24 protein-coding genes and 2 pseudogenes are annotated in these 26759 nt (G+C 39.6%); 1 reads left to right on the top strand and 25 read right to left on the bottom strand.

All coding sequences use genetic code 11. The annotated features are described in order from the left end of the window. Positions 1-388 precede the first annotated feature (388 nt). The 12 genes and pseudogenes from DESDI_RS06890 to DESDI_RS17585 all read right to left on the bottom strand — a co-directional run. Positions 389-2329 (bottom strand): amidohydrolase family protein, encoded by a 1941-nt coding sequence (locus tag DESDI_RS06890; protein WP_015261920.1) that lies wholly within the window; start codon positions 2327-2329, stop codon positions 389-391. Between the two features lie 19 nt (positions 2330-2348). Next, a complete protein-coding gene (locus DESDI_RS06885; RefSeq protein ID WP_015261919.1) occupies positions 2349-2555 on the bottom strand; it encodes an AbrB/MazE/SpoVT family DNA-binding domain-containing protein in 207 nt (68 codons plus the stop codon). A 369-nt stretch (positions 2556-2924) separates the two neighbouring features. Beyond that, the gene (locus DESDI_RS06880; protein ID WP_015261918.1) at positions 2925-3233 is read right to left on the bottom strand and encodes a type II toxin-antitoxin system RelE/ParE family toxin; all 309 of its coding nucleotides are present in this window, start codon (positions 3231-3233) and stop codon (positions 2925-2927) included. Next, positions 3223-3489, bottom strand: a complete 267-nt coding sequence (locus DESDI_RS06875) for a type II toxin-antitoxin system Phd/YefM family antitoxin (RefSeq protein WP_015261917.1) — start codon at positions 3487-3489, stop codon at positions 3223-3225. Before DESDI_RS06875 ends, DESDI_RS06880 begins: the two co-directional genes overlap by 11 nt. Positions 3490-4033: 544 nt before the next feature. Next, positions 4034-4978, bottom strand: a complete 945-nt coding sequence (locus tag DESDI_RS06870; protein WP_015261916.1) for a HipA domain-containing protein — start codon at positions 4976-4978, stop codon at positions 4034-4036. Further along, the gene (locus DESDI_RS06865; protein ID WP_015261915.1) at positions 4971-5429 is read right to left on the bottom strand and encodes a helix-turn-helix domain-containing protein; all 459 of its coding nucleotides are present in this window, start codon (positions 5427-5429) and stop codon (positions 4971-4973) included. The genes DESDI_RS06870 and DESDI_RS06865 overlap by 8 nt, the downstream gene beginning before the upstream one ends. A 425-nt stretch (positions 5430-5854) precedes the next feature. Then, complete coding sequence (locus tag DESDI_RS06860; protein WP_202950019.1) at positions 5855-7390, bottom strand: hypothetical protein; 1536 nt, start codon at positions 7388-7390, stop codon at positions 5855-5857. 292 nt (positions 7391-7682) lie between these two features. After that, positions 7683-8636 carry a hypothetical protein gene (locus DESDI_RS06855; protein ID WP_015261912.1) on the bottom strand — a complete coding sequence of 318 codons (954 nt, stop codon included), beginning with the start codon at positions 8634-8636 and terminating at the stop codon, positions 7683-7685. A 156-nt stretch (positions 8637-8792) separates the two neighbouring features. After that, on the bottom strand, positions 8793-9920 hold the full coding sequence (locus DESDI_RS06850) for an SAP domain-containing protein (protein ID WP_015261911.1): 1128 nt from the start codon (positions 9918-9920) through the stop codon (positions 8793-8795). 80 nt (positions 9921-10000) lie between these two features. After that, positions 10001-11194 carry an IS256-like element ISDha1 family transposase gene (locus DESDI_RS06845; RefSeq protein ID WP_011459365.1) on the bottom strand — a complete coding sequence of 398 codons (1194 nt, stop codon included), beginning with the start codon at positions 11192-11194 and terminating at the stop codon, positions 10001-10003. 83 nt (positions 11195-11277) lie between these two features. After that, positions 11278-11616 carry a Sec-independent protein translocase subunit TatA/TatB gene (locus DESDI_RS06840; RefSeq protein WP_015261910.1) on the bottom strand — a complete coding sequence of 113 codons (339 nt, stop codon included), beginning with the start codon at positions 11614-11616 and terminating at the stop codon, positions 11278-11280. Positions 11617-11633: 17 nt separating this feature from the next. Continuing rightward, positions 11634-11852, bottom strand: a pseudogene (locus tag DESDI_RS17585) (twin-arginine translocase subunit TatC); the annotation flags it as partial. A 177-nt stretch (positions 11853-12029) separates the two neighbouring features. Between DESDI_RS17585 and DESDI_RS06835 the strand changes: the two are divergent. Further along, positions 12030-13610 carry an IS1634-like element ISDha15 family transposase gene (locus DESDI_RS06835; protein WP_015261909.1) on the top strand — a complete coding sequence of 527 codons (1581 nt, stop codon included), beginning with the start codon at positions 12030-12032 and terminating at the stop codon, positions 13608-13610. Here the strand turns inward: DESDI_RS06835 and tatC are convergent. From tatC to DESDI_RS06770, 13 genes and pseudogenes are all read right to left on the bottom strand, one after another. Next, positions 13598-14249 (bottom strand): annotated as a pseudogene (tatC, locus tag DESDI_RS06830) (twin-arginine translocase subunit TatC). The gene DESDI_RS06835 and the pseudogene tatC overlap by 13 nt on opposite strands. 45 nt (positions 14250-14294) lie before the next feature. Then, positions 14295-14495, bottom strand: coding sequence for a twin-arginine translocase TatA/TatE family subunit (gene tatA / locus DESDI_RS06825; protein WP_041219801.1), 201 nt, complete (start codon positions 14493-14495; stop codon positions 14295-14297). Between the two features lie 92 nt (positions 14496-14587). Further along, positions 14588-15310 carry a methyl-accepting chemotaxis protein gene (locus DESDI_RS18400; protein WP_015261907.1) on the bottom strand — a complete coding sequence of 241 codons (723 nt, stop codon included), beginning with the start codon at positions 15308-15310 and terminating at the stop codon, positions 14588-14590. Positions 15311-15560: 250 nt separating this feature from the next. Further along, complete coding sequence (locus DESDI_RS06815; protein ID WP_015261906.1) at positions 15561-16511, bottom strand: trigger factor; 951 nt, start codon at positions 16509-16511, stop codon at positions 15561-15563. A gap of 127 nt (positions 16512-16638) precedes the next feature. Beyond that, positions 16639-17925, bottom strand: coding sequence for a 4Fe-4S binding protein (locus DESDI_RS06810; RefSeq protein ID WP_015261905.1), 1287 nt, complete (start codon positions 17923-17925; stop codon positions 16639-16641). A gap of 107 nt (positions 17926-18032) precedes the next feature. After that, on the bottom strand, positions 18033-18350 hold the full coding sequence (locus tag DESDI_RS06805) for a hypothetical protein (RefSeq protein WP_015043729.1): 318 nt from the start codon (positions 18348-18350) through the stop codon (positions 18033-18035). Positions 18351-18412: 62 nt separating this feature from the next. After that, complete coding sequence (locus DESDI_RS06800) at positions 18413-20068, bottom strand: reductive dehalogenase (RefSeq protein ID WP_015261904.1); 1656 nt, start codon at positions 20066-20068, stop codon at positions 18413-18415. A gap of 338 nt (positions 20069-20406) precedes the next feature. Continuing rightward, a complete protein-coding gene (locus DESDI_RS06795; RefSeq protein ID WP_011459365.1) occupies positions 20407-21600 on the bottom strand; it encodes an IS256-like element ISDha1 family transposase in 1194 nt (397 codons plus the stop codon). 94 nt (positions 21601-21694) lie between these two features. Then, entirely contained in the window at positions 21695-21928 is a 234-nt protein-coding gene (locus DESDI_RS06790) for a hypothetical protein (protein WP_015261903.1), read from the bottom strand. A 160-nt stretch (positions 21929-22088) separates the two neighbouring features. Further along, positions 22089-22931 (bottom strand): KilA-N domain-containing protein, encoded by an 843-nt coding sequence (locus tag DESDI_RS06785; protein ID WP_015261902.1) that lies wholly within the window; start codon positions 22929-22931, stop codon positions 22089-22091. Between the two features lie 88 nt (positions 22932-23019). Then, entirely contained in the window at positions 23020-24591 is a 1572-nt protein-coding gene (locus DESDI_RS06780) for an ATP-binding protein (protein WP_041219333.1), read from the bottom strand. 22 nt (positions 24592-24613) lie between these two features. Beyond that, the gene (locus DESDI_RS06775; protein WP_015261900.1) at positions 24614-25774 is read right to left on the bottom strand and encodes an SEC-C metal-binding domain-containing protein; all 1161 of its coding nucleotides are present in this window, start codon (positions 25772-25774) and stop codon (positions 24614-24616) included. A gap of 135 nt (positions 25775-25909) precedes the next feature. Next, positions 25910-26512, bottom strand: coding sequence for a hypothetical protein (locus DESDI_RS06770; RefSeq protein WP_015261899.1), 603 nt, complete (start codon positions 26510-26512; stop codon positions 25910-25912). Positions 26513-26759: the final 247 nt, after the last annotated feature.

The following is a 26759-nucleotide window of genomic DNA, read 5'->3' as shown; positions in this document are numbered from 1 at the left end:
GGGATTTGATACTCCGTTATCTCTCCACATGATGTAATCCTGCCGATCTGATTGCTCACCCACTCCGAAAACCAAGGGAAACGAACCTGGCGGAGGGTGATTATATTCACTAGTTTCTCCACTAGCTGTAATTCTTCCAATTTTATCATCAAACGACACAGAAACAAATTTGGATTCGATAGCACTGACACGTGCACCGAAGCTCATACGAGTTAGAGTGCTTTGGCCTCGACGAGTCTGAAAAATTAATCGGACATCATCTTCAAAATACTGTAGGAAGTACATCAAATGTCCACTCTCGTTCAAAGAAGCATGTGACCGTCTTTTCAAGTTATTTTTTATCATCAAGGTCGTTCCTGGAAACATATCCTCTTGCGCAATTAAACGGTTATGCCTTAACCTGATACTGTATCTTTATATACTTTCCCTTGCTTTCCCCGCTCTGTACCAATTGTCCGGATATTTTGTCATACCAGTAATATCCTGACCATGCCCATGAAAACATCGTTAATACAAATTTTATTTTTACGCATGAGTAGGATACATCTCCAATAGACACTTCCTCTTCACCTATTTTCTTAGCAGCAAATTCACCAAGACCCATAGCACCGCGATTATCTCCAGTCCCGATAGAGTAGAATAGTATCTCATCCAGACTAGACTGAATAAAGGCCGGCATTGCAAGATCCATCTGCTGATACCACAGACCATCACCAACCTTAAGTTTCTTATCCTGACGCTTTCCTTTAAAAGTACCGGTCATATGAATGAAATTATTTTCCTTAACTGCAGTGATATCTGTATTATCTGGTTCTCTGTGGTAATGCCATTCTAATACGGACAGGTTGGTGTCAAGCGTAAAAATTTCCTTAGACCATTCCAGCCCATCATGAGTAACCGTATGTATAATCTTCTTTTCTGCTACATATCCGGAAACATCAACCTGACGCGTAATCTTCTTATCTGAACTTTCATAGCTGATTGTCTTGACATCATCATGGTATGTGTATCCAGGGAGATCATAAAACTTAATTGGCTTCTGTGAGTACGCTATCTTGCCTTTTAAGAATACCTTGTCAATGAACTGCATGTTGGAAATATTCTCTGCAGGATTCTTTTCCAAGAGAATCAGGTCAGCCTCCATACCAGGCTTAACCATGCCTTTCCTTTCGGCAACACCAAGATGTTCAGCACCATTCTTAGTTGCCAGCATAATCGCCTGCGTAGGGGTAAGCCCGGCTTCAACGTAGTAAGCCAATTCCTTATGCTCTACATCTCCGCCCAACATCTCGAGCATATTGTCCGTTCCCATGGCAATCGGGATCCCGGCATCGTAAAGCACCTTCAGATTATGGATACTATTGACCAGACGCATAGGTTCTTTCTCGTAGGTCATAGCATTAACAGTCGGCACAAAATGAGCACCGCTTTCTTTCCAAAGTCTAATGATATCATCATCCGATTCTATCTGCTCGTCAAGAATACCATGCTCAATACCATATATTCCAGCCTCAAGAAGTTCTCTTACATCCTCTTTATAGAATACATGAGCAGTTGTAAGCATGCCCTTTTCCTTACCCTCGTTGATAATCTGTTTCATTAAAGCCTTATCGAGTTTTTTGATCTGAAGCTTCTCATCAAAATACCAGTAATCACCACCCTGATAAGTGAATTTGAGAAAATCAACTCCTGCTGCCTTTAACTCATCAATGCCGGCACTGACTTCCTCTGATGTTGAAACTTCAAGCGCCATCTCTTTTCTGATCCATGGATTATTTCTGCCCAGGGTATTAGCCGGATGACCATCAGGAGATGTGAAATTAGGCCCCACCACCAACAGTTCCGGACCAATGATTTTTCCTGATTTAATTTGATCACGCAACTTATATATAAAGTGTTTTGGAGCACATAGGTCCTTGATTGTTGTAATACCATAGGGCAGAACACGCTCTGAGAAGATTGTCGGAATCTGTTCTTCTATAAATCTGTCACTATCCTTATCGCTGCGATTATTCAATCCCTGAATATGAATATGGCAGTCAATTAATCCAGGCATCAATGTTTTTCCGGTACCATCAATAATCTGGACCTGCTTAATTTCCAGAGTCTTATCAGTCAATTTTTTAATAATTCCATCTTTAATATAAACATTCTGATGAAACAGTTCACTGCCATCCCCGGCAATTACATGCACATTCTGAATAATATACTCGTTTTCTTTGTTCTCTTTTAGGCGATTAAGATATTTGACCAATATGAAGATAACAATGGCCGCCCCTATTGTCATCTGTATAAATCCAATCAAAGAGATCCCAAATATTGTTGGCATAACTCATATCCTCCGGTTATTATTTCTTTCCGCCAAAAATCGTTTGAAAATACTTGTCAAATGTATTCTTAGGCGGAATAGCGATTCCTTGTTCTTTATCTGCCAGGATAATTAGCGTATCTCCTGGCTGAATATTAAATATTTCTCTGGCTTCCTTAGGAATAACTAATTGACCTTTTGTTCCAACAGTAGCGGTCCATGCATATTTTCCAGTCGAGTTTTCCATATTAACAACTCCTTTGCTTGTTATACAAATCATACTATTCATACCCTTATTTGTCAATAAAACACCTTGCATCGATTAGCAGATGTTTCTATCATTTCATATAACATTTCTGTCAAGTCAATCTAGTGTCGAGTAAAGTAGTACGATTGTCTCAACGTGCCTTGAGTATACAAAAATAATGCCGTTAAAGCCTGGTAGGGCCTTGGCGGCGTTATTTCGTAGCGGGGCTAACACATATCTAGACCAGATTGTTTGATATCCGGGAAGAAATACCTCAACCATAGGTAGGACGACTTCATTCAATAATCATTATAAACAATGGTATTGATGCAATTTTTGCAAGGGTAGCAAGGTGTTGGCATTGGCCTCTTAAAACTGGCTTTTTGAATATCGTATTGTGACAACAAGAACTACTCTCTTTTTAGTTTCAGCAACACGGTATACTACAGTAAAATTACCTACGAATAGCTGGCGGTATCCCTTATTGGCATAAGCACCTATTTTTCTTAACGCTCCACGCTGAGGCATACTTTCTAAGCTGAAAATAGCTTCTTCAAGCGTGTCAACCAATTTTGCAGCGATGCCTGGCTCTATCATCGTTTCAGCAATGTAGGTATATATGCCATCCAAATCACGGTGTGCGCGAGGCAGTAATTTTACAGAATATTTATTTTCCAAAGTGCTTCCTCTTTAAGCTTGACAAAGCTTCCCTTGCATCTATAAGCAGGTCATCAGAAGTATACTCGGCTTCGGCTTCGGCGATAGCTGCGTCGAGTTCACGATCCGCCAACATGGAATCAAAGGTTTCAATGCTCATAACAACCAAATCACCATAGCCGTTTTTTGTTATAAATATAGGTTCTTTCTTAGCATGGGCCAAATCAGAGATTTCGTTGGTATTTCTCAAATCAGTTATCGGTCTTATTTGGGGCATGATCGATGCCTCCCTTCATGTACATTATTATAGCATTATTATATACATCCTGCGAGAATTTGTTCCATGCCACCGCTCTTCAAGACCTTTCATCACATCAAACAAACCCTAAGCTTTATATTCTCTTTAGGTATAGCGGGAATAATCCTGACAGTTTTCATCTACATTCCTTCATCATCTTAAAGTAAGGTAGAGCAAACCCATTATTATTTTGCAAAAGAAAAGACGTGAAAGCACCATCCTTTCACGTCAAAGCATATTTCAACAACAATCCTGCGAATCCGCTTATATCAAGCGTTTTGACGTTGCAACAGGATTGCGGTCTCCACATGCCTTGAGGATACAAAAAAGATGCCGTATCAATTTGGTACCCCCTTGGCGTCAACGTATATTTCAGATATATCGCCTGTGCAGTCTATTTTTTCTTTGAATTGGGTCTGTTTTTTTGCTTTACAATTACAACCCTAGTGAATTGTCAACAATAAAGCCTTCAAATCATTTTAGCTTGAAGGCTTTTGTTTACAATTTTAAAATCTGATTTCTATCACATGGTAAACTGCTGTCCACGGTTTTGTAGTTTCTCTCGCTCCAGCTCCTGTCCATCCAGTTTCATGAGTTGTTCCATGCTGTAATCAATGATTTTTGCCTTTCGCTCTGAAATTATTACAGTATAAAACTCCTTTTGTATTGGAAGCAGTGTCGGTGTTTTATCAATGAGCGTACGTATTTTTCCCATATCAATCCGTGCGGAAACTCTTTTTAGAGCCGCCGTGCAGTCTGGATTTCTCAGGGAAGAGATAAATTCGAAGTAGGAAATCTTTTTTCCGTCTTCCTCAATGGACGAGGCAGGGAAAACATAAACCCGCCTGTCAATCTCATCTTCACTGTTTAGGACATCCCCCATATCCTTGGCTGCAAGCTGCGGGTAGAGGCAGGAGCCACAGTCGTAAACGGGGGCAATTTCAGCCGTCTTAGACTGTTCATCTACAAGAATGCCCCAGTTTCCATTGTGCCTGTCAAAATTACCAAGCAGTGCATCGGCAATAAACATATCCCAAAAGAAATCCCGAAGCTGATCCGGCGGCAGAAGCATCTGCTCATCTATTGCCTGCATGATAGATGAAAGTTCTTTGCCATATCCATTCTGTTCACTGCTAATGCAGGTATTCTTCAGATGCGCAAACTCAATGAGTCTTTTGCCGCCTTCGGTAAAATCTACGCAGGCCACTACCACTTTTTCCTTCCCGCGTGGATCAGTATAGGTACCGAGCAGGGTCTCCTGGGTTTTGAATCCGAGGGATGCAAAGATATGGCAGGCAAGGTATTCACTGATACATCCGTTGGTGTAACTCATGGTTTTCTTGCGACTTGGGACAGGCGGGAATTTAAGCATATAGCTATTGCCCTCATAAAGAATATTGATTTTATTTCCATTTGCCCCACCGTAAGCTCTGAATTTATTTACTTCACACAACGTAAAATCAATCATTAATGCCATCCTCCTTTCCCTCTGTGCCAAGATATTTTACACGCAGATAGCTTGCCTGTTCCTCAGTAATTAAGCCAGCCCAAAAGTCGGCATTAATGGCTCCATATAACTCATTGCACAAGCAGTCAAGATATAGCACCTGCTCCTTTTCGCCTTGCAAATAGTCTTTTATTGCTTTTTGGACGCTCTCCGACAGCCCGGTTTCCAAGTAAGTTTTTATGTTTGGTTTCCCGGCGGCTGTGTTTTTTTCCGGCTCTGCTTCCAGTGCCAACAGTTCCTCAATGGATAGACCAAGTGTTTTAGACAGTTTGGAAAGCGTTCCTGCGCCACATCGGTGCAAATGGGTTTTCCCGGAATAAATATCCGCGAGAGTTGCCCATGGAATCCCACTGATTTTCGATAAACGATAACGGGACATTTGCATATCCTGCAAAAGCTGTTGTATTGTCATTTTCATCACCTAAACTCATTGTATCGGCGTTCCGATATAATGTCAAGGAAAGTTATAACACATGTTATAACACATAATTCAAATGGGGGTATCTCCTTTGCGTTACCTTTCACTTTGCAACGGCACTACAACTTCTGAATGCCTTGACAAAACAAGACATATGCTAATTGCTCAAAGGTGTTCCGTGTATTTCCTGAAAATCTATGTGTCCATTGCATATCCTCTTCAGATTTATACTTATCCGTAGAACGCCTAAGTGAAATACTATAACAAAGCTTGTAACCCCTATCATCCAGATACGGTTGTAGAATATCTTTTCTAATTTTCAAGAATACCCCTGCTGATTTAGGCTTTTGTCGCCTTCTATCCTGATCGAATTCTTCCTGCCATCTTTCGACATACAAAAGGTCTTAATTTATGTATTGTCAAGCATAACTACCTGATTTCAAATCACTTAACGCTTGATCTATTCGATTAATATCTGCTAAACGCCTTCTCTTCGCACTGCTATACAATTTTTTGTACTTGTCTTTATCTTCTCTCTTTTCTGCATCAACAAGGAGATATATAAAAGCATCCGTCAGATCATCTTTGCATTTTTCCAACGCCTGTTCTGCCACCCGGCATGCCCCGTCAAAATTATCATGCTCCTTATAATAATTTATCAGCGCTACATATGTTTCACTTTCCTTTCCCAAATGAGTTTCCAGATAAGAAACATATTTGTCGTCTCTCCCATATTTATGATATAAATGTGCCGCTTCTTTTTTATAATAACCAGAGCCATCCATTATATCTGCAAACGCGAGAAACTCATCTGCCTTCACACACAATTCATTCGACAAATCAACCATTGGGTCATAGCAGCCGTAATCATTATAATAACCGTGCAGAATAATATCGGACAGAATCTTTTTTCTCAATTCCCAATCTTCTTGCCCCAGCTTGCCTGTCTTTAATAATGCATTACAGATATTCCGGATTTCTTCAATTTCCCATTGGTCATCAATATATTGCTCAAACTTGAGCGCATCAAGAAGTTCTCCAATCTGTTTCCATGAAGCTGCAAGAACAGAACCGTTTTGTTGAGACTTTTTTTGTATTTCATCTATACACTTCATCTGAATATTCAACAATATTTCCTTTTGTCTCTTAAGCTTATTCTCATACAGATATTTGTCGTGGGTAAAGACAGTTTTAGAGAATAGATTATTAAAATGTGACTCTGCTTCCAAAATCTGCACATTTAATATTTCAAACATATGAAGAAATAAATCATTTGGGATTTCTTCTCCAATAAGCATACTCGGATTGAGCTTCTTACATATCGGTTGATTGAATATTTCAACCAATCTTTTTGCAAGTTCCGGGCTATCCCATCTGTCCGCCAGCTTAACATATGCCGCTACCCAGTCTTTTCCAATATCGCTGATACTCATAGATAACATGCCTTCTTCAGCAGCATTTACCAATGTGAATGGTGAATCATCTTCAAAATCTTCCGAATCCGGAGATTCAATCACTTTGAATTCCAATTTACAAACCCTGTCCAAAATATCAACCACGGTTTTATACTCATTTAAGAGCAGCAAATCATGGCATCCCCTGAAAACTCTGTTCAGGAAATCCATCGCCTGAAACGGATCATTATGCCATACTTTCCAATCATCCATATATCTGCCGTCATCATCAAACTCGTAATAATGTGTCTCATATTCAAGATAAATGTCACCATGATCTACCTTCTCACATAATTCTTCGATCTCTCCCTGACTTGGCATGTATATAACTTTTTTTTCACCGGAAAGCGACATCAAAAAACTTTGCTGTTCGTTCTCCTCCAGTAATTTTGCCTGAGCCAAAATCCATTCTTCCTTTTCTGCCTCAGACATTTTCCCTAACTGTTCTTTTACCTGTTTTATAAACATTATCATTTCCCCTAAATTTGTTTCATCTATCATAAAAAAATTTGCATTTTAGCAGTTCTCGATTGACATTCAATTTATTGTCTTCGATATAAATCGACAATTATTTCTGTGTGCCTTGAGGATACAAAAAAGATGTCGCATCCCTCTGGTATCCCCTTGGCGGCAGGGTATATTTCTGAAACAGTCGCTTGTGGTGGCATTTTTTTAGCGATTTAACGCCGCTTTTATTGTTTACAATCTAAGTAAATTGTAAACAATAAAACCTTCAAATCATTTTTAACTTGAAGGCTTTATTCGTTACAATTTTTCAACTATATTCTTATCGCTAATCAATTTCTATTATTCTTACTTCTTCTGACTCAACGCACTTATCCGGTAGTAACGAACCCAATTCCTCCGAATCATAAAAATAAACACTAATAAACCATTTGAGGAAAACCATATTATCAAATACATTTTGAGGAATCAGTCTCTCATAATAGTCCTCATAATTATAGCCGTTCTGCTCCAGGCAATCACTGATTTCATACCATGCGCGGTCATAGTCAATTGGTGCATATGTTTCCATGTTGCTCAATCGAACAGGGAATTCAAGTATATAACATTCAGTTTTTGCTTTCATCCAATCATAGCTCATTGTGTAAGCCGATGTACTAAATCCATTTATCCCCGAAACAATCTTATCCAGAGTTTGAAGAATTTCTGGGCACCTTCGTATAGACGAGTATCTTACCATTTCATCTATAGTTGCATGGATAAAAAATTCTACTGTAGCTCCGTATTTATACAGCTTCAATCCGAGATGATCCATATCCTTTCTCGGATCACATTTAAAGTATGCATTACACGGCATTTTTCTTTCCTTAAAACAAAACTCACAAGGCTCACCATAGGACGTAATCGGATATGATTGTTGATTTATAAACATCTTCCGATTATCAACATTTACTGTTATTCCATAAGCCTTTATAAAATCTGATAAAGGTGTTTTCTCTTGAAGCATCTGTTTTAAATTAAGAATGCCACGAATTAGAAAGCTTTCTTTATCGACTTCTGAAGCTGTTGTCATATGGTGGCAGATGATTGATAAGTTATTGCTATCATAATCAGTCAAGTTTATATTTAAATCCTGTGTCAATTTTCTAGGCGTCAACTCATCTGGATTCACTTCATCAAAATAAGAGATGACTGCTTTCTCACTAAGCCGAAAGTAGGCACAGAAAGATTTGAGCCATTCGGTGTGAGTTTCATTAAAAAAATCAAATAATATTTGTGCCATTTTCCACCTTCATTCAATTTCAAATGTCTATTATCTATGCGCAGTATGTTGTTGATGCGCTGTTTGGCTTAAGCCAAAAACCGCTTTACTCGCTCCCAGACTGATAAGACGATACCGGCTGATGGTTTTATGGTTACCTGTTATTTGATTCTAAACTCAACATTTAATACCCGGAAAATTCTGTTTGAACCTCCGTCTTGCCTTGGCATATATATTTGTTAATGCGTCAGTCTCTCCTCGACTTTCCATAAATACAATATCTACACATTCTTCCGGTGTAAAAAGATGTAAAGGCGCACTCAGACGCTTCATCCGGTCAAGCAATGCCGCTTTGAGTTCTTCGTCGGTTAGGTTAAGCTCTTTTTGACAATTCATAACAGCACTTGTGATGCCAGGCGCCATTGTCACCGTCGAGTCTTTATACGGGAAGAAGTGCTCAGCAAAAATATGGAGATACTGTGGATCGTAGTTGTTGCCAAGTCCACTTAAATCGTAAAACACCACTTCTGATAACATGCCCAGCGCATCTATTATTTTCTTCTCTTCCATCAGAAAATTGGACATATGATGTCTGCAGTTTCTATATAAGCCAAAGTTACCAGCTGCGAAGTGTTCCATGCTGCGCTTGTTAAGGTAGCCCCATATTTTATCGCGATATGGCATATACGGGGGCTCATGAATTATTTTATTTAGCGACCATATATCCATATCTTCAAGTGTATGCCGGTGTATATATGGAACATAACTTTCTTCTTCAAGCGCTTGCTTTCCGAGTTCCGTTAACTGATATGTCCTTTTGGTAAAACGGGAGTTAAGCTCTTCATGAGGGATCTCTATCAACAGGCGCTGTACCAGCTCGTCTTTTTTACCGCTCACTTTTAGCCCGTGATTTTTCAATTCATCCTTGAGGACTGCTGCGGTTTCTTTCTCAATGGCGCTCTGCAAATCTCCGACTTGCAGAAATCCTCGGTCAAGCAGGGAACGAAGGCAGTTATCAACATTCCTCACACCATACCTGTACCACCAGAAGCCTTGAAAAGAATTTCCTTCCGTATAATACGAGCCAGCATAATCAAGAACCAGCACTGATAGTGTCAAGAAATGTTCGCAAAAACCATCAGAACCCCTTAAGGCTAAATGTTTTATGTAAAAGCGTAAGTTGGGAAGAGTGTCAAGGGTGATGCGAGGGATACCGGAGGCCGTCAGGCCGAGGATATGCTCGGCATCATCCCATTGACACGTGCACCCTACCAAAACGCTTGAAGACGGCAAAGTCTCTTTCACCCCAAAGAGTAACCCTAAATCAAAGAGAGTTTGCTTGGCTAGCGCCGAGCGTCATGCTTTTCTGAATTAATGATTAAGGCTTACGCAGCTTTTGAACGTTCCTGCTCAATCGAAGTGATGATTTTTGGATTGATATAGGATCGGCCACTGCACCAGTCTTCGCTATACTCAATAAGGTAGCTGGTTACTAGCCGAATATAGGAATCCATACTTGGGAATATCCCAACCACCCGGGTTCTTCTACGTACTTCTCGGTTGAGTCTTTCCAGCAGGTTGGTTGACGCGATCTTTCTTGAATCAATCTCTGCAAAGCTGAAAAACTGTAGTGAGTCTTCCAACCCTTCTTCCAGAGTTTTAATGGCTTCAGGATATTTGGCCTCAAACTCATCCATCAGAGAATTAGCGTATTTCTTTGCACTGCTATAGTCTGGTTGAAGCCAGATTTGCTTTAGTTTATTAGCAAACGCTTGCTTATCTCGACCGGATATATGAGCGAGGATGTTCCGCATAAAATGCACTTTACAGCGTTGCCAGGAACACCCGATAAAGGACTCTTGAACAGCTTTAACTAACCCTTTATGGGCATCTGAGACAACCAGCCAGACTTTCTCTAGTCCTCGTGACTTTAACTTTTCGAAGAGACTGGTGTAGGTTGCTGTGGACTCTTCTGGCATGGGCTCTACGGCCAGAATATCTCGTTTGCCTTCTAGATCAATACCCGTTACAATCAGCACTGCCATATTTTTGACCCTTCGATCATCTCGGATTTTCTCATAGAGAGCATCCACCCAGAGTACGGGATAGACTTTATCGAGACTTCGATTACGAAAGGCTTCAACCTGTTCGTTCAGTTCTTTAGCGATGCTTGATACCTGACTTCGTGACATGGAGTCAATGCCTAAGGACTTAGTGAGTTTCTCTATTTTACGGGTGGATACGCCATTAACATAGGCTTCTTGAATCACATTCATCAAGGCCAATTCAGAACGTTTCTTACCTTCCACAAAGAAAGGGATATAGCCGCCATTTCGCAGTTTGGGTACCATTAAATACAGTGTCCCCATCCGGGTATCGAAACGGCGAACGCGATAGCCTGATCGATACCCTTGACGTTCAGTAGACCGTTCTGATTTTTCAGCACCTAGCTTTGCATCCACTTCTGCTTCCATCAGCCTTTCGCAGAGCCATTTTAACATAGCCTGCATGGGATCTTCTTCGGTTACAAATTTCATTAGCATTTTTTCAAAAGGTACGGTAGAATTTGGGTAAGCCATCGGTTAACAACTCCTTTTTGGTTTGCTTCAGCACTTACCTTTTCGGAGTTACCGATGGCTTTTCCTTTTTTACTTTTGCGAACTTAATTGTACTCTATCTCTTGTACCAATGACGTTGGCAATTGATCACTGATCGTACATTCATCATCGTGTGATAATAATTTTTCATTAGGAACCAATTTTTCTTGTAAATCATATGATTCCTTTTCGGCTACACGCGGAGAAACCGAATGTTCAAATGCTTTGGTAAATATATTAACAGGGCTAGCAACAGATTTCTGTAATTCTTTGGTTGATTCATTACTAAACTTGCGAACTTCCATAATAACTTTAGCTACCCTCCGTGCAATGCCCGGCAACTCTTCAGGCCCAAATAAAATAAGCGCGATAGTCATAATTAAGAAGATTTCAGTAAAGCCCATGTCTTGCCTCCCTTATTTCACGCTTGGCTTTTTTCTCTTTTCCTAATTAGGTACCCAAGCCAGATACTGATTTCATAGAGGAGATACATCGGAGCAGCCATGAGAAATTGTGAGAATAAATCTGGGGTTGGAGAAACAATGGCCGCTAAAATGACAATCGCCAATATCGCCCAGCGCCTCTTTTTTGCTAACGTTTTTGGGGATAATACTCCAATTTTAATTAAGATTAGTAATACTCGAGTTTGACAGCAACAACGAAAATTTTGTTGCTGTTAATTTTTAATTATGGCTTTTCATGCGGATTCAAAGCTAAAAATCCTTCCAAAAAACCGCTGAAACTTTAGATTGTAGTGCCGCACGTTGGCAAATAATTACTGTTATCACCTCGATTTAAGTGGTATAATGGTGTTGCTATGTTTGCACGTATTAAAACAGCCTACAATCGGGACGGCTCGGAACGCCGTTACCTTCAAATCTGTGAGAGCCGTCGTGAAGAGGGTAAGGTTCGTCAAAAAGTCCTTTGTAACTTGGGGAGAGTGGAGGATCTCCAAAATGGGAAACTTGACGACCTGATTCGCTCTCTTGCGAAGTTCTCCGATAAACTTGCTGTGGTGGATGCCGCTGAAGATCTCTTTGCAGACTGGAGTAAAGAGTATGGACCCTCTTTGGTCTTTCGTCGACTCTGGGAAAACCTTGGACTTCATGAAATACTGGCTCAACTCTTTTGCGAGAGAGAATTAAGTGTGGATGTACAAGAAGCCATCTTCTGTATGGTTTTAAATCGCTTAACGGAGCCCACCAGTAAACTGGGAGTCAGCGATTGGAAAGATTCCGTCCATCGCCCAGAGTTAGAGAGTTTGAAGCTTCATCATTTCTATCGAGCGATCGACTTCTTGGATGAAAACAAGGAAATGATTGAAGAGAAACTTTTCTACCATCATACCGACCTATTTACCCGTCAACTGGATCTCGTTTTCTTTGACACGACCTCCACGTATGTGGAAGGAGACGCAGGGGCTTTCGACCTTCTCGAATATGGCCATTCCAAGGACCATCGGCCGGATCGTCTCCAAGTTATGATTGGAATGCTGATGTCGAGGGATGGAATTCCCATTGCTCATCATGTCTTCCCTGGGAATACCCCGGATACAGATGCATTTATTGAAGCGGTCAGTGATTTGAAAAAACGATTTAATATCCAACGTGTTATTGTTGTTGGGGATCGGGGCATGATGGGCAAGCGGACCTTAGAGCTTCTCGAGAAATTGAACCTTCAATACATCCTGGGAGTTCGGATGCGAAATGTTAAAGTTGGCCCTGAAATCGTAGCTTCCCCTGAACCGTATACTCTTGTTAAGGATAACCTCAAGGTAAAAGAAGTTACCCTCGGAGGAGATCGATATATTGTTTGTTTAAACGAAGAAGAGGCTAAACGAGATCAAGCCGTTCGAGAAAAGATTGAGATTAAACTTCGTAGCAAGCTTGAACACGGGAATATTAAGGATTTAATCGGGAACAGCGAATACAAAAAGTACATCAACGTCACACAGGATGCGGCAACGATTAATAAGGAAAAACTAAAACAAGCAGCTCTTTTTGATGGTCTATACATATTGCAAACGAATACTCAGCTTCCTACAGAGGAAGTCGCGACCGCTTATCGAGACTTATGGCAAATTGAACGTGCGTTTCGAAATCTCAAGAGTACGCTCGATTTACGTCCGGTCTACCACTGGACGGAACGGCGGATCTGCGGACACATTATGCTTTGCTTTCTCGCACTCGTAATGCAGATCAAGTTTCAAAAGCTTCTTATGAATTGCGAAAGTGAATACGGCTATACCGAAGTAATTCGTGCGCTAAGGAAAGTCCATGCCGTTAAAATTAAAGTTAAAGATCAGGAACACTTAGTACGAACCGAGGTTCATGGCGCTGCAGCGATCGCATTTAAAGCAGTCGGGGCAAGGATTCCAGAAAGAGTTCAAAAGGTATAGATGAATTCCCACAAACAGGGAATTGTAGTGGTATGCGCAAATCTAAAGTTTGGAAGCCCTTGAAATTCAATAGTTACAGCTTTCGAGGTGTCAAACTCGAGTAATATGATAGGAAGTTGAAACACCAGCCCAAATGTTAACAAGAAGCTCAACAGAAAGCTAATGTATGACGTTTTCGTCACAAATGGTGTGGACTGAACAGCTCCGCTTCCAGCATTAAGAAGAAACTTAATCCCGATAGGTATTATTACATATAAACAGAAAGCGGCCCCTTCCAATAAAAAGAAGTACAGAGGTTGGCACAATAAAGTATAAATACTTACGCTCATTTTGTTTTAGAGCTGGCAATACAAAACTCCAAATTTTCCACATTAGAACAGGGAGTGCAAGAGCGACACCAAAAATCACAGAAACCTTAATCTTAACCAACATTGGTTCCATCGGCGTTGTAGTAATAAACGTGATATCTCCCAGCAAAGATACCGGACGTGCTAAATAGGCAAAGGTAAGATCACTTACAAACCATCCTAATACCGTACCCCCAGCAATGGCGTACGCAGCTACGACAAGCACTTTCCGTAAGTCTCTTAAATGGTCTGTTAACGGCATATTGTCGTCATTACGTTGTCGCCTTCGCACTTCTGCTTTACTTCCTTTTTGCGCTCATTTTAGGTAGTCAACTGCTTAGGCAGGATCTTTTTCGGTTTTAGCGACAATATTATCTTCTGTTTTCTCTTCTTCTGCGGTCGCAGATTTAAATTCTCTAATACCATTACCCAGCGATTTCCCTAATTCCGGCAACTTACCCGGTCCAAAGATGACCAAAGCTGTAACAAGCACAATCCCCATTGTCACTGGTGTTAGATATCCAAATGTTGCAAGCATCATTTATCACCTCCATCATATTAAACAATATTTCATTTTAACCATATTCGAGATGCAAGATATTCTGCGTTAAAACTTACAGTGGACTAGATCTAATAATCTACCCGACCCATTTCAACCAGCTTTCCAGCCATCTCAACAATTTGACCAACTGCACGTGTTACCTCCTCAGTCCCGTCGGCCTGGACTTCGATGACTCTACTAAATTGCCCAATTTCTGTGACTAAGGAGGAAACTGACTTCCTTACTTTCTCTAAATCCTGATCTATTTCTTTTGTTAATAATTTGGTGTTTTCTGAAAGCTTCCGCACTTCATCTGCGACAACTGCAAATCCACGACCGAGTTTGCCCACCCGAGCAGATTCGATCGAAGCATTCAATCCTAAAATGTTTGTCTGCATCGAAATGCTCTTAATCTTGTTAAGAACGACATTTATATGTTCAACATCAGAGTTGACTTGTGCGATTTCACGAGCCATTGCTTTTGTATTCACGAGAATTTCATGTGATTCGTTAGATAAGTTATCCGTTGATGCAGAGATTTCTTGAACCGCGGCCAAAACCCCTTGACCAGCATCCATTAAAGTGTCAAAACGTTCATCGGAAATACCCACCATGACACTGCCAACAATTTTTCCCTCATCATATACTGGTAAGCCTATACCGATGTGAGGAATACCAGCAACTTCTTTCGGGATTTTTTTCACTACTCTTTGCCCAGTTTGCATCGCAATGAGACCGGGCATACCCTCTTTTAGTACATCACCTGCTTTTGCATGAAGCATGAGCTTTTTCCCGTTAAAAACGGCAAGCATCTTTTCGGTATCGCTTACTCCGATAATAACATCTTCATTAAATAAAATAGTTTTTGAATTTCACTCGCTATATCAACAAAGGATTCTAGTTTCAATCTTGATAACACCTTTCACAACAATGTTCGTACCGTTATGCCAATTCTTCACAAGCCATCTGTTGGTGTGCTCTGCTTTCTACTGCTATTTCTACCAGCTTTATAATTATGACGCGATTCGCGGTGGTGGTAATAATCTTAAAAGATAGGATAGATTAACTTGCCAAATTGATTTTTAGCAAATAGTCTATTGTTTTTTTTCGTAAATACGATGCCAGTAAAAAATTGATGTCCATAAACTCTTCGGGGAGTTGACCGTTTTGTCGGCTTTCGTTAATTCGCTTTTCAAGATATTTGATTTCATCCGGAGTAAGATTTATCTCTTCTTTCTCAATAACAGAATTTATCATAAGTTCCCAGAGAATCCTTCTGGATGCCTCTTCCTTACATTCGGCCAGCAATTGGTCTGCGGTTATTTTTCTATGGATCAAATATTCCATAAGTTCCATATCATCAACTATTTTGAGTTCTTCAGTAAATTTCTTATATAAATCTTCAGCAGCTGAATCCAATTCTTCTTCATCAAATTCATACTTACATTGTTTAACTAAAGCTTGAAAAATCAAGAGAATATTTGCCTCCCGTTCCTTCCCCTCTTTTTCGTGAGTGATTTTTAGGGCAAGCATATTTTTTAAGTCTTCCAGGTTTTTTAGATCAGGTTCAACTTTCCTAATTAATTCTTCAGTCAATTCTGGTTTCTTCACCACAAAAACGCTCTTAATCTTAACGGTAAATGTAAACTCGCTTCCCCACCAACGCTGAAATTCTAAGGCATCGGGCTGAATAACAGTCTCAAAGGTCACTGTGTCGCCCATTTTCTTCCCTAGGAGATTTGCACTAACTTCTCGAAATACACCTTCACTGCCGACTATTAATTTTGTATCGATGTTTCTTATAACCGGTACTGTTGCATCCTTTTCATAACCGTCAATATCCACGATTACATAATCGTTTGTTTTAATAGGCTCATTTCTTTTTTCTTCTTCAATTTCATCAAAAGAGCCTATGATATAATCTAAGGCTTGCTGAATCTCCTCTTCTTGGACTGTTGTATCAAAACGCTTGACATTTAGACCCTTATATTGTCCAAGTTCGAACTGCTTCATTATCACGATTCCTCCCTCATTATGTCTACTTGATACGCTACTTTCTCAGGAAAATTTCAACGGTCAGCCCTGAGGATTCCCACTGACTGAAGCATTACAAAAAAATGAGCGATTGCGAAAATAAGGATCAGGAGTGTGAAGACAAGGTCTCTTGTTTTTCCTTTTTTTTGCGCTTCAATCGATCTAATCTCTGTTTCCATATTCTTACCTCCTTATTTCGCCAACGGTTAAGCAAATTGTAAATAAATCCTACCGGACAGAAGAATTTACAATAAAAACGGCTAATAAATAAGCTCATAAACAAGAAGATTGGTAACATCAACCACATTAACCATACCGATTTGAACAGGAAAAGCGCGCCAAAAGGCTGGTAATCCAATGTCCCATAGTCACCCAGTAATGTGCCCAGCAGAAGTGCAACCCATAAAATGGTCGGAGCCACCAGCCTGAGTATTTTAATAGTCTTCTGGGAAATATTCAGAGATTTGAACCCTGCAGCCTTGTTAAGAATCTCTTGTACTGCTCCAAAAGGACAAATCCAAGCGCAATACAGATTTTTTCCCAAAAGGATAATAAATCCGAGAGACCCGGCCATAAGCACATACCATTTCAGGTTAGTTATCCTGGGAATCTGCAACGTAATTGCTGAAAGAAGCAAGCTGCCTGTCACAAACTGATTAACGAGAAAACCAAGCACCACGACACTAACCAGCAGGAATGCCAGACGTATTTTTACGAGCTTCTTGATAAAGGCTGAGGCAAACGCAATTAAAAACATCGCAATCATGGCCATATCCTTCCAGCTAAGCTGGAATAAATCGTAAGGGTTGGCCCATTGGGTGTTAAAAAATTGCCCTGATAAATAAGAATTCCCTTTGTTCACAGCCTCAGCCACAGCATGTGACGACACTGTTGAACCTGTTACCGTGTCAATATAATTATTTGTTTTTATACTACCCAGATATCCCGAATATCCATATGCTCCTCCCAAATAAATAGGCTCCTTGATTGCAAGACCTTGAAAGCCGTCAAAATACTTTTGGTTTGTGAGCCTTTCAAAAAAAACCGGAGTCTCTCCCTGTTTCGTAATAATAACTTTCTCTATAAGGCCCTTTTCGTTGACGATAGTCATAGCCTCAACTTTGGATTGATATCCTATAGCCGAATCACATACTGCATAGAAACGTCCCTGTGCCGTATCGATTTTATAGGCATGCTGATTCCCCATCATTTTTTCTATGGATATAACGCCGAGAACATTTTTTTGGATGATTCCCTTGTAATCAACTGATTGAGGAGCCCAGAACACACCATATAAAATAGCTATTATGGCAGTGAGAAGTAGAGAAAAATGATAATAGTATTCCCATCCTCTTCTATTTTCCAACACTGCTTTATTTTTCTTTGTTTTCACAGTTTTTCAACCTCTTAAAAAATTATGAAGATTATAGAGATGAGCCAGTAAGTATCTGAAGAGACACTTACTGGCCTCATTAACCCTATGGCTTGATACTCTAATTGCTAAGCAGAAATAGAATCCGAACTTTCTCTGATTTTTTTTGCCGGATGGTTAGCCAGCCTGTAAGTAATAATCGCAGGAATAAGTGCCGTGCCTCCGAAGAAGATAAATCCCATGCCAATAGCTTGGTATTCACGCTCCGAAAAGCTGGAATATCCCCAGGCCAAAGCAAATATAAAGAAAAAGTTGGCGAGGAACCCGCAGATTTGAAGAGGTATGGTATCTTTGCCCTTCCCTTTCAGATACCGCCAGATTCCGTATTGGATAAGCAATGCAATCATACCCAGTGCCATCCAAATCAGCACATCATATATATTCATAATACCTTTCACTCCTTATAATAATTTTCTCCTTATGATTAATATATTTGACATTGAAATCACTATTGTTTTATAGACTCAGGATTATTCCAGAAGTCTTTGACCATGTTCTGAACATAACCCGATTCAAGTCTTTCATCAGGGTTTACAGGCCCGCTATAGCCGAACCATTCATCAAACTTGCGGGCTGCATCCTGAAGCAATGGTATTCGAGTGGCTATTCTGGCCACATCGTGGTTCCAGGTCTCGATTTTGTTAAACGAACATACAGCTACACAATTTGCGCAGAGACCACCGTTATAGGCCCAGAAAGAGCCGCAACGGTTGGAATCAACATGCCATTTTTCAGTATATGGATTTTCGGATTCCTCACAATCCCCTGGCTGCAGAACCTTAGGGTCTTTCTCATGGGAGATGGCCTGGGCGGGGCAGGCATCCGCACATTTTTTGCACAGGCGGCAGAACTCGCGTACCCCGAATTTTCTCGGCTTGTCCGGAGCAAGTTCCAGGTCGGTGTAGACTTTGGAGATGCGATGTCTCGGACCGAATTTCTGGGTAATTAAAAGTCCGTTTCTGCCTGCTTCTCCAAGCCCGGCCTGAACGGCCATAGGAACATTCAATCCGGTATTGTTTCCTGACGGCGCTGCATAATAGCCAAGCTTCCTCAGAAAAACCGCGATTTTGTAAGATACTCCTCCCATACTGGAGTAAACTTTCCCCGTCGCGGCATTGGCAATGACTGACGGTGAGGTGCGCAAAGCTTCGTAATCCTCTTCAAGAACGAAGACAATCACACTTTTTGGTTTGAAACCTGCATACTTCTCCCAATCAGGTTCAAATTTTTCATGTCCGAAAACTTCTACTCCCCCGCCTGACAGCACCTTTGGCAAATCCCATGGCATTAATTTGGTTCTGCCGTTGGGCATTTTACAAGGTTTTGGAATCTTCCTGCCCCAGGTAGAATAGGTCCAACGCTCGTCATAGGGTGCGATGCCGACCAGATCGGCTCCCAGGAAACAGGCTGCCTTTTTAACCATTTTACTGGCTTCTTCCTTTGATTTGAATTTCCACTGTTTGCCTTGTTGTCGCACACTTTCAACATCGATATTGTCCCAGTTGTACAAACCGGGTACCATGACAGGCTCATTAGCTATTTCATTGGTCATAGGATTTATGGGATAAGGCGTGATTACAGTTCCCGGACCATTATCTGTTGCGTTAAATCCGTGAAAATCAAATTCTACAGCCCAGACTCCGGCTTGCAAGGCGTCATCCAACAAGGTATTGCCTGTTTCTTTACTGCGCTGGTGTGGCATGACACCCGTATGCTGACCAAAGAAAAGAACGCCTGTTTCTGAATGTGTCGCCGGACGCCCTTTGATCCCAAGTCTTTCCGCATTAAGCGTGGGCAGGTCTTTCCCCGTATCTTTCTTGCCTGTGATTTTGGAAACATCGTCGTTATGAAACTTAATAGGAGTCTTGTTTGCTTCCGGATCGAAAGTCTTTTCAAAGAAGTTCTTCATACAATTGTAACGCTGGTACTTTGCATCCACCTTGTATGGAAATTCTGAGGTTTCCGTGATCGGAGCCACGATGTCCGCAGCATCAGCCACCAAGGGGCTAACCATCCCCTTCACCACAGATGCCGAGGCTACAGCAGCTGCAGCTGCTCCAAGCATCGAGGCTTTTAAAAAATTCCTCCTGTTGATTTCGCCCATTCCAATCTTCCTCCTTTATAATAATTGCATGTCCTTTAAATTATTATAAAACTATTCTATTGATAGTGTCAAGAAATGTTCGCAAAAACCATCAGAACCCCTTAAGGCTAAATGTTTTATGTAAAAGCGTAAGTTGGGAAGAGTGTCAAGGGTGATGCGAGGGATACCGGAGGCCGTCAGGCCGAGGATATGCTCGGCATCATCCCATTGACACGTGCACCCTACCAAAACGCTTGAAGACGGCAAAGTCTCTTTCACCCCAAAGAGTAACCCTAAATCAAAGAGAGTTTGCTTGGCTAGCGCCGAGCGTCATGCTTTTCTGAATTAATGATTAAGGCTTACGCAGCTTTTGAACGTTCCTGCTCAATCGAAGTGATGATTTTTGGATTGATATAGGATCGGCCACTGCACCAGTCTTCGCTATACTCAATAAGGTAGCTGGTTACTAGCCGAATATAGGAATCCATACTTGGGAATATCCCAACCACCCGGGTTCTTCTACGTACTTCTCGGTTGAGTCTTTCCAGCAGGTTGGTTGACGCGATCTTTCTTGAATCAATCTCTGCAAAGCTGAAAAACTGTAGTGAGTCTTCCAACCCTTCTTCCAGAGTTTTAATGGCTTCAGGATATTTGGCCTCAAACTCATCCATCAGAGAATTAGCGTATTTCTTTGCACTGCTATAGTCTGGTTGAAGCCAGATTTGCTTTAGTTTATTAGCAAACGCTTGCTTATCTCGACCGGATATATGAGCGAGGATGTTCCGCATAAAATGCACTTTACAGCGTTGCCAGGAACACCCGATAAAGGACTCTTGAACAGCTTTAACTAACCCTTTATGGGCATCTGAGACAACCAGCCAGACTTTCTCTAGTCCTCGTGACTTTAACTTTTCGAAGAGACTGGTGTAGGTTGCTGTGGACTCTTCTGGCATGGGCTCTACGGCCAGAATATCTCGTTTGCCTTCTAGATCAATACCCGTTACAATCAGCACTGCCATATTTTTGACCCTTCGATCATCTCGGATTTTCTCATAGAGAGCATCCACCCAGAGTACGGGATAGACTTTATCGAGACTTCGATTACGAAAGGCTTCAACCTGTTCGTTCAGTTCTTTAGCGATGCTTGATACCTGACTTCGTGACATGGAGTCAATGCCTAAGGACTTAGTGAGTTTCTCTATTTTACGGGTGGATACGCCATTAACATAGGCTTCTTGAATCACATTCATCAAGGCCAATTCAGAACGTTTCTTACCTTCCACAAAGAAAGGGATATAGCCGCCATTTCGCAGTTTGGGTACCATTAAATACAGTGTCCCCATCCGGGTATCGAAACGGCGAACGCGATAGCCTGATCGATACCCTTGACGTTCAGTAGACCGTTCTGATTTTTCAGCACCTAGCTTTGCATCCACTTCTGCTTCCATCAGCCTTTCGCAGAGCCATTTTAACATAGCCTGCATGGGATCTTCTTCGGTTACAAATTTCATTAGCATTTTTTCAAAAGGTACGGTAGAATTTGGGTAAGCCATCGGTTAACAACTCCTTTTTGGTTTGCTTCAGCACTTACCTTTTCGGAGTTACCGATGGCTTTTCCTTTTTTACTTTTGCGAACTTAATTGTACTCTATCCCAGCACTTCATGGGGATATAATCCGTGCTTGCTTGCAATGGCACTTTTGATTCTTTTTTCGGCCGGAATAACTTCCTCTGCCGCAGATGATATTATTTCCGAAGTCACCTTTACGAATGATGATATACCGGATTTAGTCTGCTTAGATGTTCCGTCGGCTGTTTTATCTAATGCAATAGGCTTCACGCTTTCTACTGGTTTCTTTCTAAAAAGGTCAAAGAATGACATGCTAGCCCTCCCTCTCTATTTATATCGCAATTCTCTGAAAAGCACGAATCACTAATAATTTATTAATCCGTATCCTTTCCAAAGACTTATACTGCTCTAAAAGCAAAGTTGCCAAGAAGTGTTTAGATTTTTTGCCATCAATCCTGACATTTTATCTTTTCTAACCTTCCAATTTTTTTATTGTATCCATGTTAATTTCCTGAATTGCTTCTAATTGACGAATAGCTAATTTATTCAAAAGCTGTAGCCGCTCTGTTTGAGGCTTACCTTGTTCAATCAAGATTGCATTATAGCTTTCCATATTTGCCAAAACCAGCAGTTGATTTAGGGTAGCATAATCTCTAATATTCCCGTTCTTGTCAGGATGTTCGTCGCGCCACTGTTTGGCTGTTATTCCAAACAGTGCAACATTAAGCACGTCGGCCTCACTGGCATAGGTCATGGAAATTTGATATGGCTTCAATTCTGGCGGAATCAAGTTTTCCTTAATAGCATCTGTATGAATTCTGTAGTTTAACTTAGAAATCTCACGGTTCAGATTCCAACTTAAAGAAAGCCGACTGCTTTCATCACTTTTCAGCCTTTTATAGTCTTTAATGATATAGAGTTTAAACTCTGCTGATATCCAGGAGGCAAATTCAAAAGCAATATCGGAATGGGCAAAAGTTCCTCCATAACGACCTGATTTGGAGACAATACCAATTGCATTCGTATTTTCAATCCATTTTTGCGGTGATAATGTAAAAGCATTATATCCTGCTTCTTTTCTAAACCTATCGAATTCGATAGGTTTAAAATTCGGATTATGTAATTGTTCCCATAAACCTAAAAATTCAACAGTGTCTTTTCCCCTCATCCAGTTGTTGATAACAATAAATGGTTCATCACTTTTATATCGTGCAATATCCGTAAGTGAAATAAATTCATTTTGAAAATCTTCAGTATAAATAGCAATATCCATGCCTTTTGCATGAATTGTTTCTTTAATCGTCTTCTTTGCCATCTCAATCCCCCTGCTCCATAAATAATTGACTATAGAATTTTTCCGGATAGTTACCTCTTCCGCTCTCACTAATCTTTAAGCCCAAATTCTATAGCATATTAAACAACCATGGAGTCACCTCAAAAGCAGCCAAATTTATTATTCGTCGTTCAATATCATCAGCAAAGGGGGGAGGTACAATGTTTCCTTTAATGTTCTTAGTAGTGCCATCGTCATATTTCAAAGTACAATACCATTCATATCCATCGCTTACATCAACTGAATAGTCTCTTTCCCAGTCTGTTGTTATTGGTTCTATAAAGTTAAGAAAGTTTCTTGTCCAATATTTATCCGCACAATAGTTATATGTACTAACTGCCTTTTTGCTTTCCCTATTGTAAAGAAAATGTTTTACCTTTCCAGTTTCATTGATATCCACTCTATGTTCCACAATATCAGAAAGTCTTAACGCGACTGATGTTCTATTTACAATCCTTATGGATTTGATTCTTTTAACATCAACACCTGATTTTTTTCTACGGTAATCGGACAAATATCTTTTAAAAGCAAATGCCGTAATCAACTTTTCTGTACAGTCTTTAATTTCAAGTTTATTGTTGGAAGAAACAATGTACTTGCCTAACTTTGCATCATTTATATATTTCTCAACAATTGCCGGGCAAGATTCAATTGATAGATGAAAGTCCACCTGTTCCTGCTCATTTTCAAAATATAAGACAACCTCATCGAATCTTTGTTTGGCAATCCTTGCTTCATCACTATCTTCATTATATATAAATTGTTGGATAGCGTAATCAATGCTATTTTTCAATATATACTTGTACGTATATATTGACTCCGAATATCTAATGGGATCATGAATGAACCCCCAAGTAGGAACAGGCGTTTTATACCTGCCACTATCTAAAATCACTACCTGGAATTGTTTTAAAACAGTTTCCCTACATAAAATATACAAATTAATATAATGAGTACTTTCATTACACTGATTATACGAGTAAAACTCGCGCTTATAATCTCTATGCTCTTCTTGATCCCATTCTTCTTTGATTTTAAAGTCTGGGTTAAATACATTATAATATATATCACCAATTTCTTGCCATTCTGCTTTGTTCCTCATTCTTGAAATAATCTGCTCCAACGGCGGACTTAACAAACCCAACCTTTTCTTCCAGAGCAATTCAATTTGCTGCATAGAACTATTTTCAGATATAGGAGTATTTCTATCGTTTTTTCTGGAGTAAATGTATCCTTCCACAATTGAATGATATTTTCTCGACTTTGACCGAAGGTAAAAGGGTACATTGTAAGAGTTAAACACAGTAAGTACATCAATTTCTTTGCTGCCAATTAATATGGTTTCAACAGAAACCTCTGGTACAAAATCTCCAGCAAACATTGAATTTGATAATAGGTCTAACACAGCTGCCTGATTTTTTCTATTTGGGCTATTTTTATTTAAGCCTATAATATCGCCATTATCTGCAACACCAATTATTAGATAACAGTCTTTATTGTGAACGGTATTTGCAAAACATAATATATCAAGAAGTAGCCGTTCATTATCGCTATGCCATTCTTGTTTGTAATCCCAATAATCGCCCTCAACTCTTTTATTAATAAGCCTGATTATTTCATCATATACTTTCAAATCGAACACCTTCTTCTAGAGTAAGCTAAACCTATGAAAACAGATCGATTTTACATCGTTTTCCATTAGGTAAATTCATTTTCTTATTCTTTATATTCTGCATTCCGAATTTTACAGCTAAATTATATACAGCAAATTGAGAGCCACTCCTATTTGAGTAAAAAGTGAATGCCATCTGTGTTTCCTCATCCCATTTCTCCCATAAGCGTGGACTTAATACGATATTTTCTGAGTATAAGGGTAAAACAAGAGTTATAAAATATTTGATTAAATCTATATCCTTATATTTAAGCTGTTCAGCCAAATTCCCGTAAGTATTTTTGTCTTTTTCCAGATAGCTCATAATAATATATGATTTGTTTTCTTCCGGAAATATTGTTAGAAATACTCTATCCATAATATTATTTTTAATATTTTTTATCTTATGACCCTCTAAATCATAACTAAAGCCAACACATGCAAAATTTGCAAAATCAATTTCTTCAGGTATCTCAACTACTCGTGTTTTCAATCCAATATAATTTTGAGTAATTAAAGCAGTGTCAAAAAATGTTTTTATTTGATCCATTTCTTTTCGCTTTAAAAGTAAATTTCTATATTGTCTTACAGCATCCGCTGACTTTAGCATTGATGGCTTTTCCTTTATATTTTGCCTGAATACATTTTCCAGGACAAGTTCTTTATAATACTCAAAAATAAATGCTTTGTAGGCATATAAAAATTTGTGTTCTTCGTTGTTTATATCAAAGGGTAGGGCATTTTTCTCTATTGGAGCAAAGACTTCATCGTCATGGACATCGCAGAAACATGTTGATGTAGTGGCATGATTAACACCTACTTTATCAATCAGCGTAATTATTTCTGGTTCTTCATTTTCAATTGGAATAATCAGCGGAGGCCTCTTGGTATCCAACATATATACATGCCCATCAACAGCTAATCGTGAAATAATTTTATTATTTTGTAAAGCATGAGCCTCTTTAATATGCTTCGCACATTTGGTCTTGTCTGGATACAGGCAGCACTTAAATAATGCTTTTCTCATTCTTTCCATCGCTTGAACTTCAGGCGGTTTCTTGCTAGAAATAAGAGATTTATCTTTTCTTTCTTTACAACAATATTTATAAAGTTTTTCACTTCCACATGGACATAACTCATCATCATAAATCTTAAAATTTTTAAATAAATGCAACTAATCACTTCCTATGCTATTTATTATTTCTGAATGAGGTCACTCTATGATAGGCCAAGATTGCCTTTTCTAAGTCCGGTATTCATATTAACATTTTCATTTATCGGCATGGGGCTCCCCTTACTCACCAGCATTCTAGCGGCAATAATAAGGCATATAACCATTCAGAGGATCTAAAATCTTTCTGGGATGTTCACACTTTACAACCTCGTCTTTACTAATTGCTCCAATAACTTTAAACCCGCAATTGTATCCATCCCCAGTTTTAATCCTATCATTTAAATCTTCTAGATAACCAGACGGAATCTTTTCAATCGGAATGTCACAGTGAAAAATAGTAGGAATTCCTTTTTTCAAACTATCCTGGCAACGCAGTTCTGCTGCTATGCCGCAAATAAATTCACTGCCATATATCAAGTAATGCCCACAATAGTCAATCAGCTCACTCTTTGTTAGAGTAAACCAAACATATTTATGTGTTTCCGTTAATCTCATCCAGTGGGAATTAAACACCTTGACTATCTCATTTTCACTAATCCTATCATTTTTGAGTAAATATAATGCGCGTCTTAAAGTTTCATTTTTATTAATCGGAACAATTCCATTTTCATAGTAATCATCCAAATTAAGAACACGACATCCGTGATATCCTCTTATATGGCTATATTCGTCCTTAAGATTAATTATTTGGTTTGTATTTATAATAGTTTCATCAAAAACAAACACTCGTTTTTTCATCCCACGAACATCCTTAAAATAGATTTAGCATAACAACTGGTAATATCTTGCTATATGTAATCCTCCGCCTATCAATATAAGCCACACATAACTGCATGGCTCAATTAACAGAATTTTTTATAATTTTGTTATATTAGTTCGCATTATACCATTTTTTAGGACAAAAAAATAGAGTGATTTATAAACTTTCATTTCAACCATTCATTGTACTTCGGAATCAACTTTATATCTGCCAACACTAAAACCC

This window comes from Desulfitobacterium dichloroeliminans LMG P-21439 (genome assembly GCF_000243135.2).
Classification (GTDB): domain Bacteria; phylum Bacillota; class Desulfitobacteriia; order Desulfitobacteriales; family Desulfitobacteriaceae; genus Desulfitobacterium; species Desulfitobacterium dichloroeliminans.
This window is presented reverse-complemented; position numbering and strand designations above follow the sequence as displayed.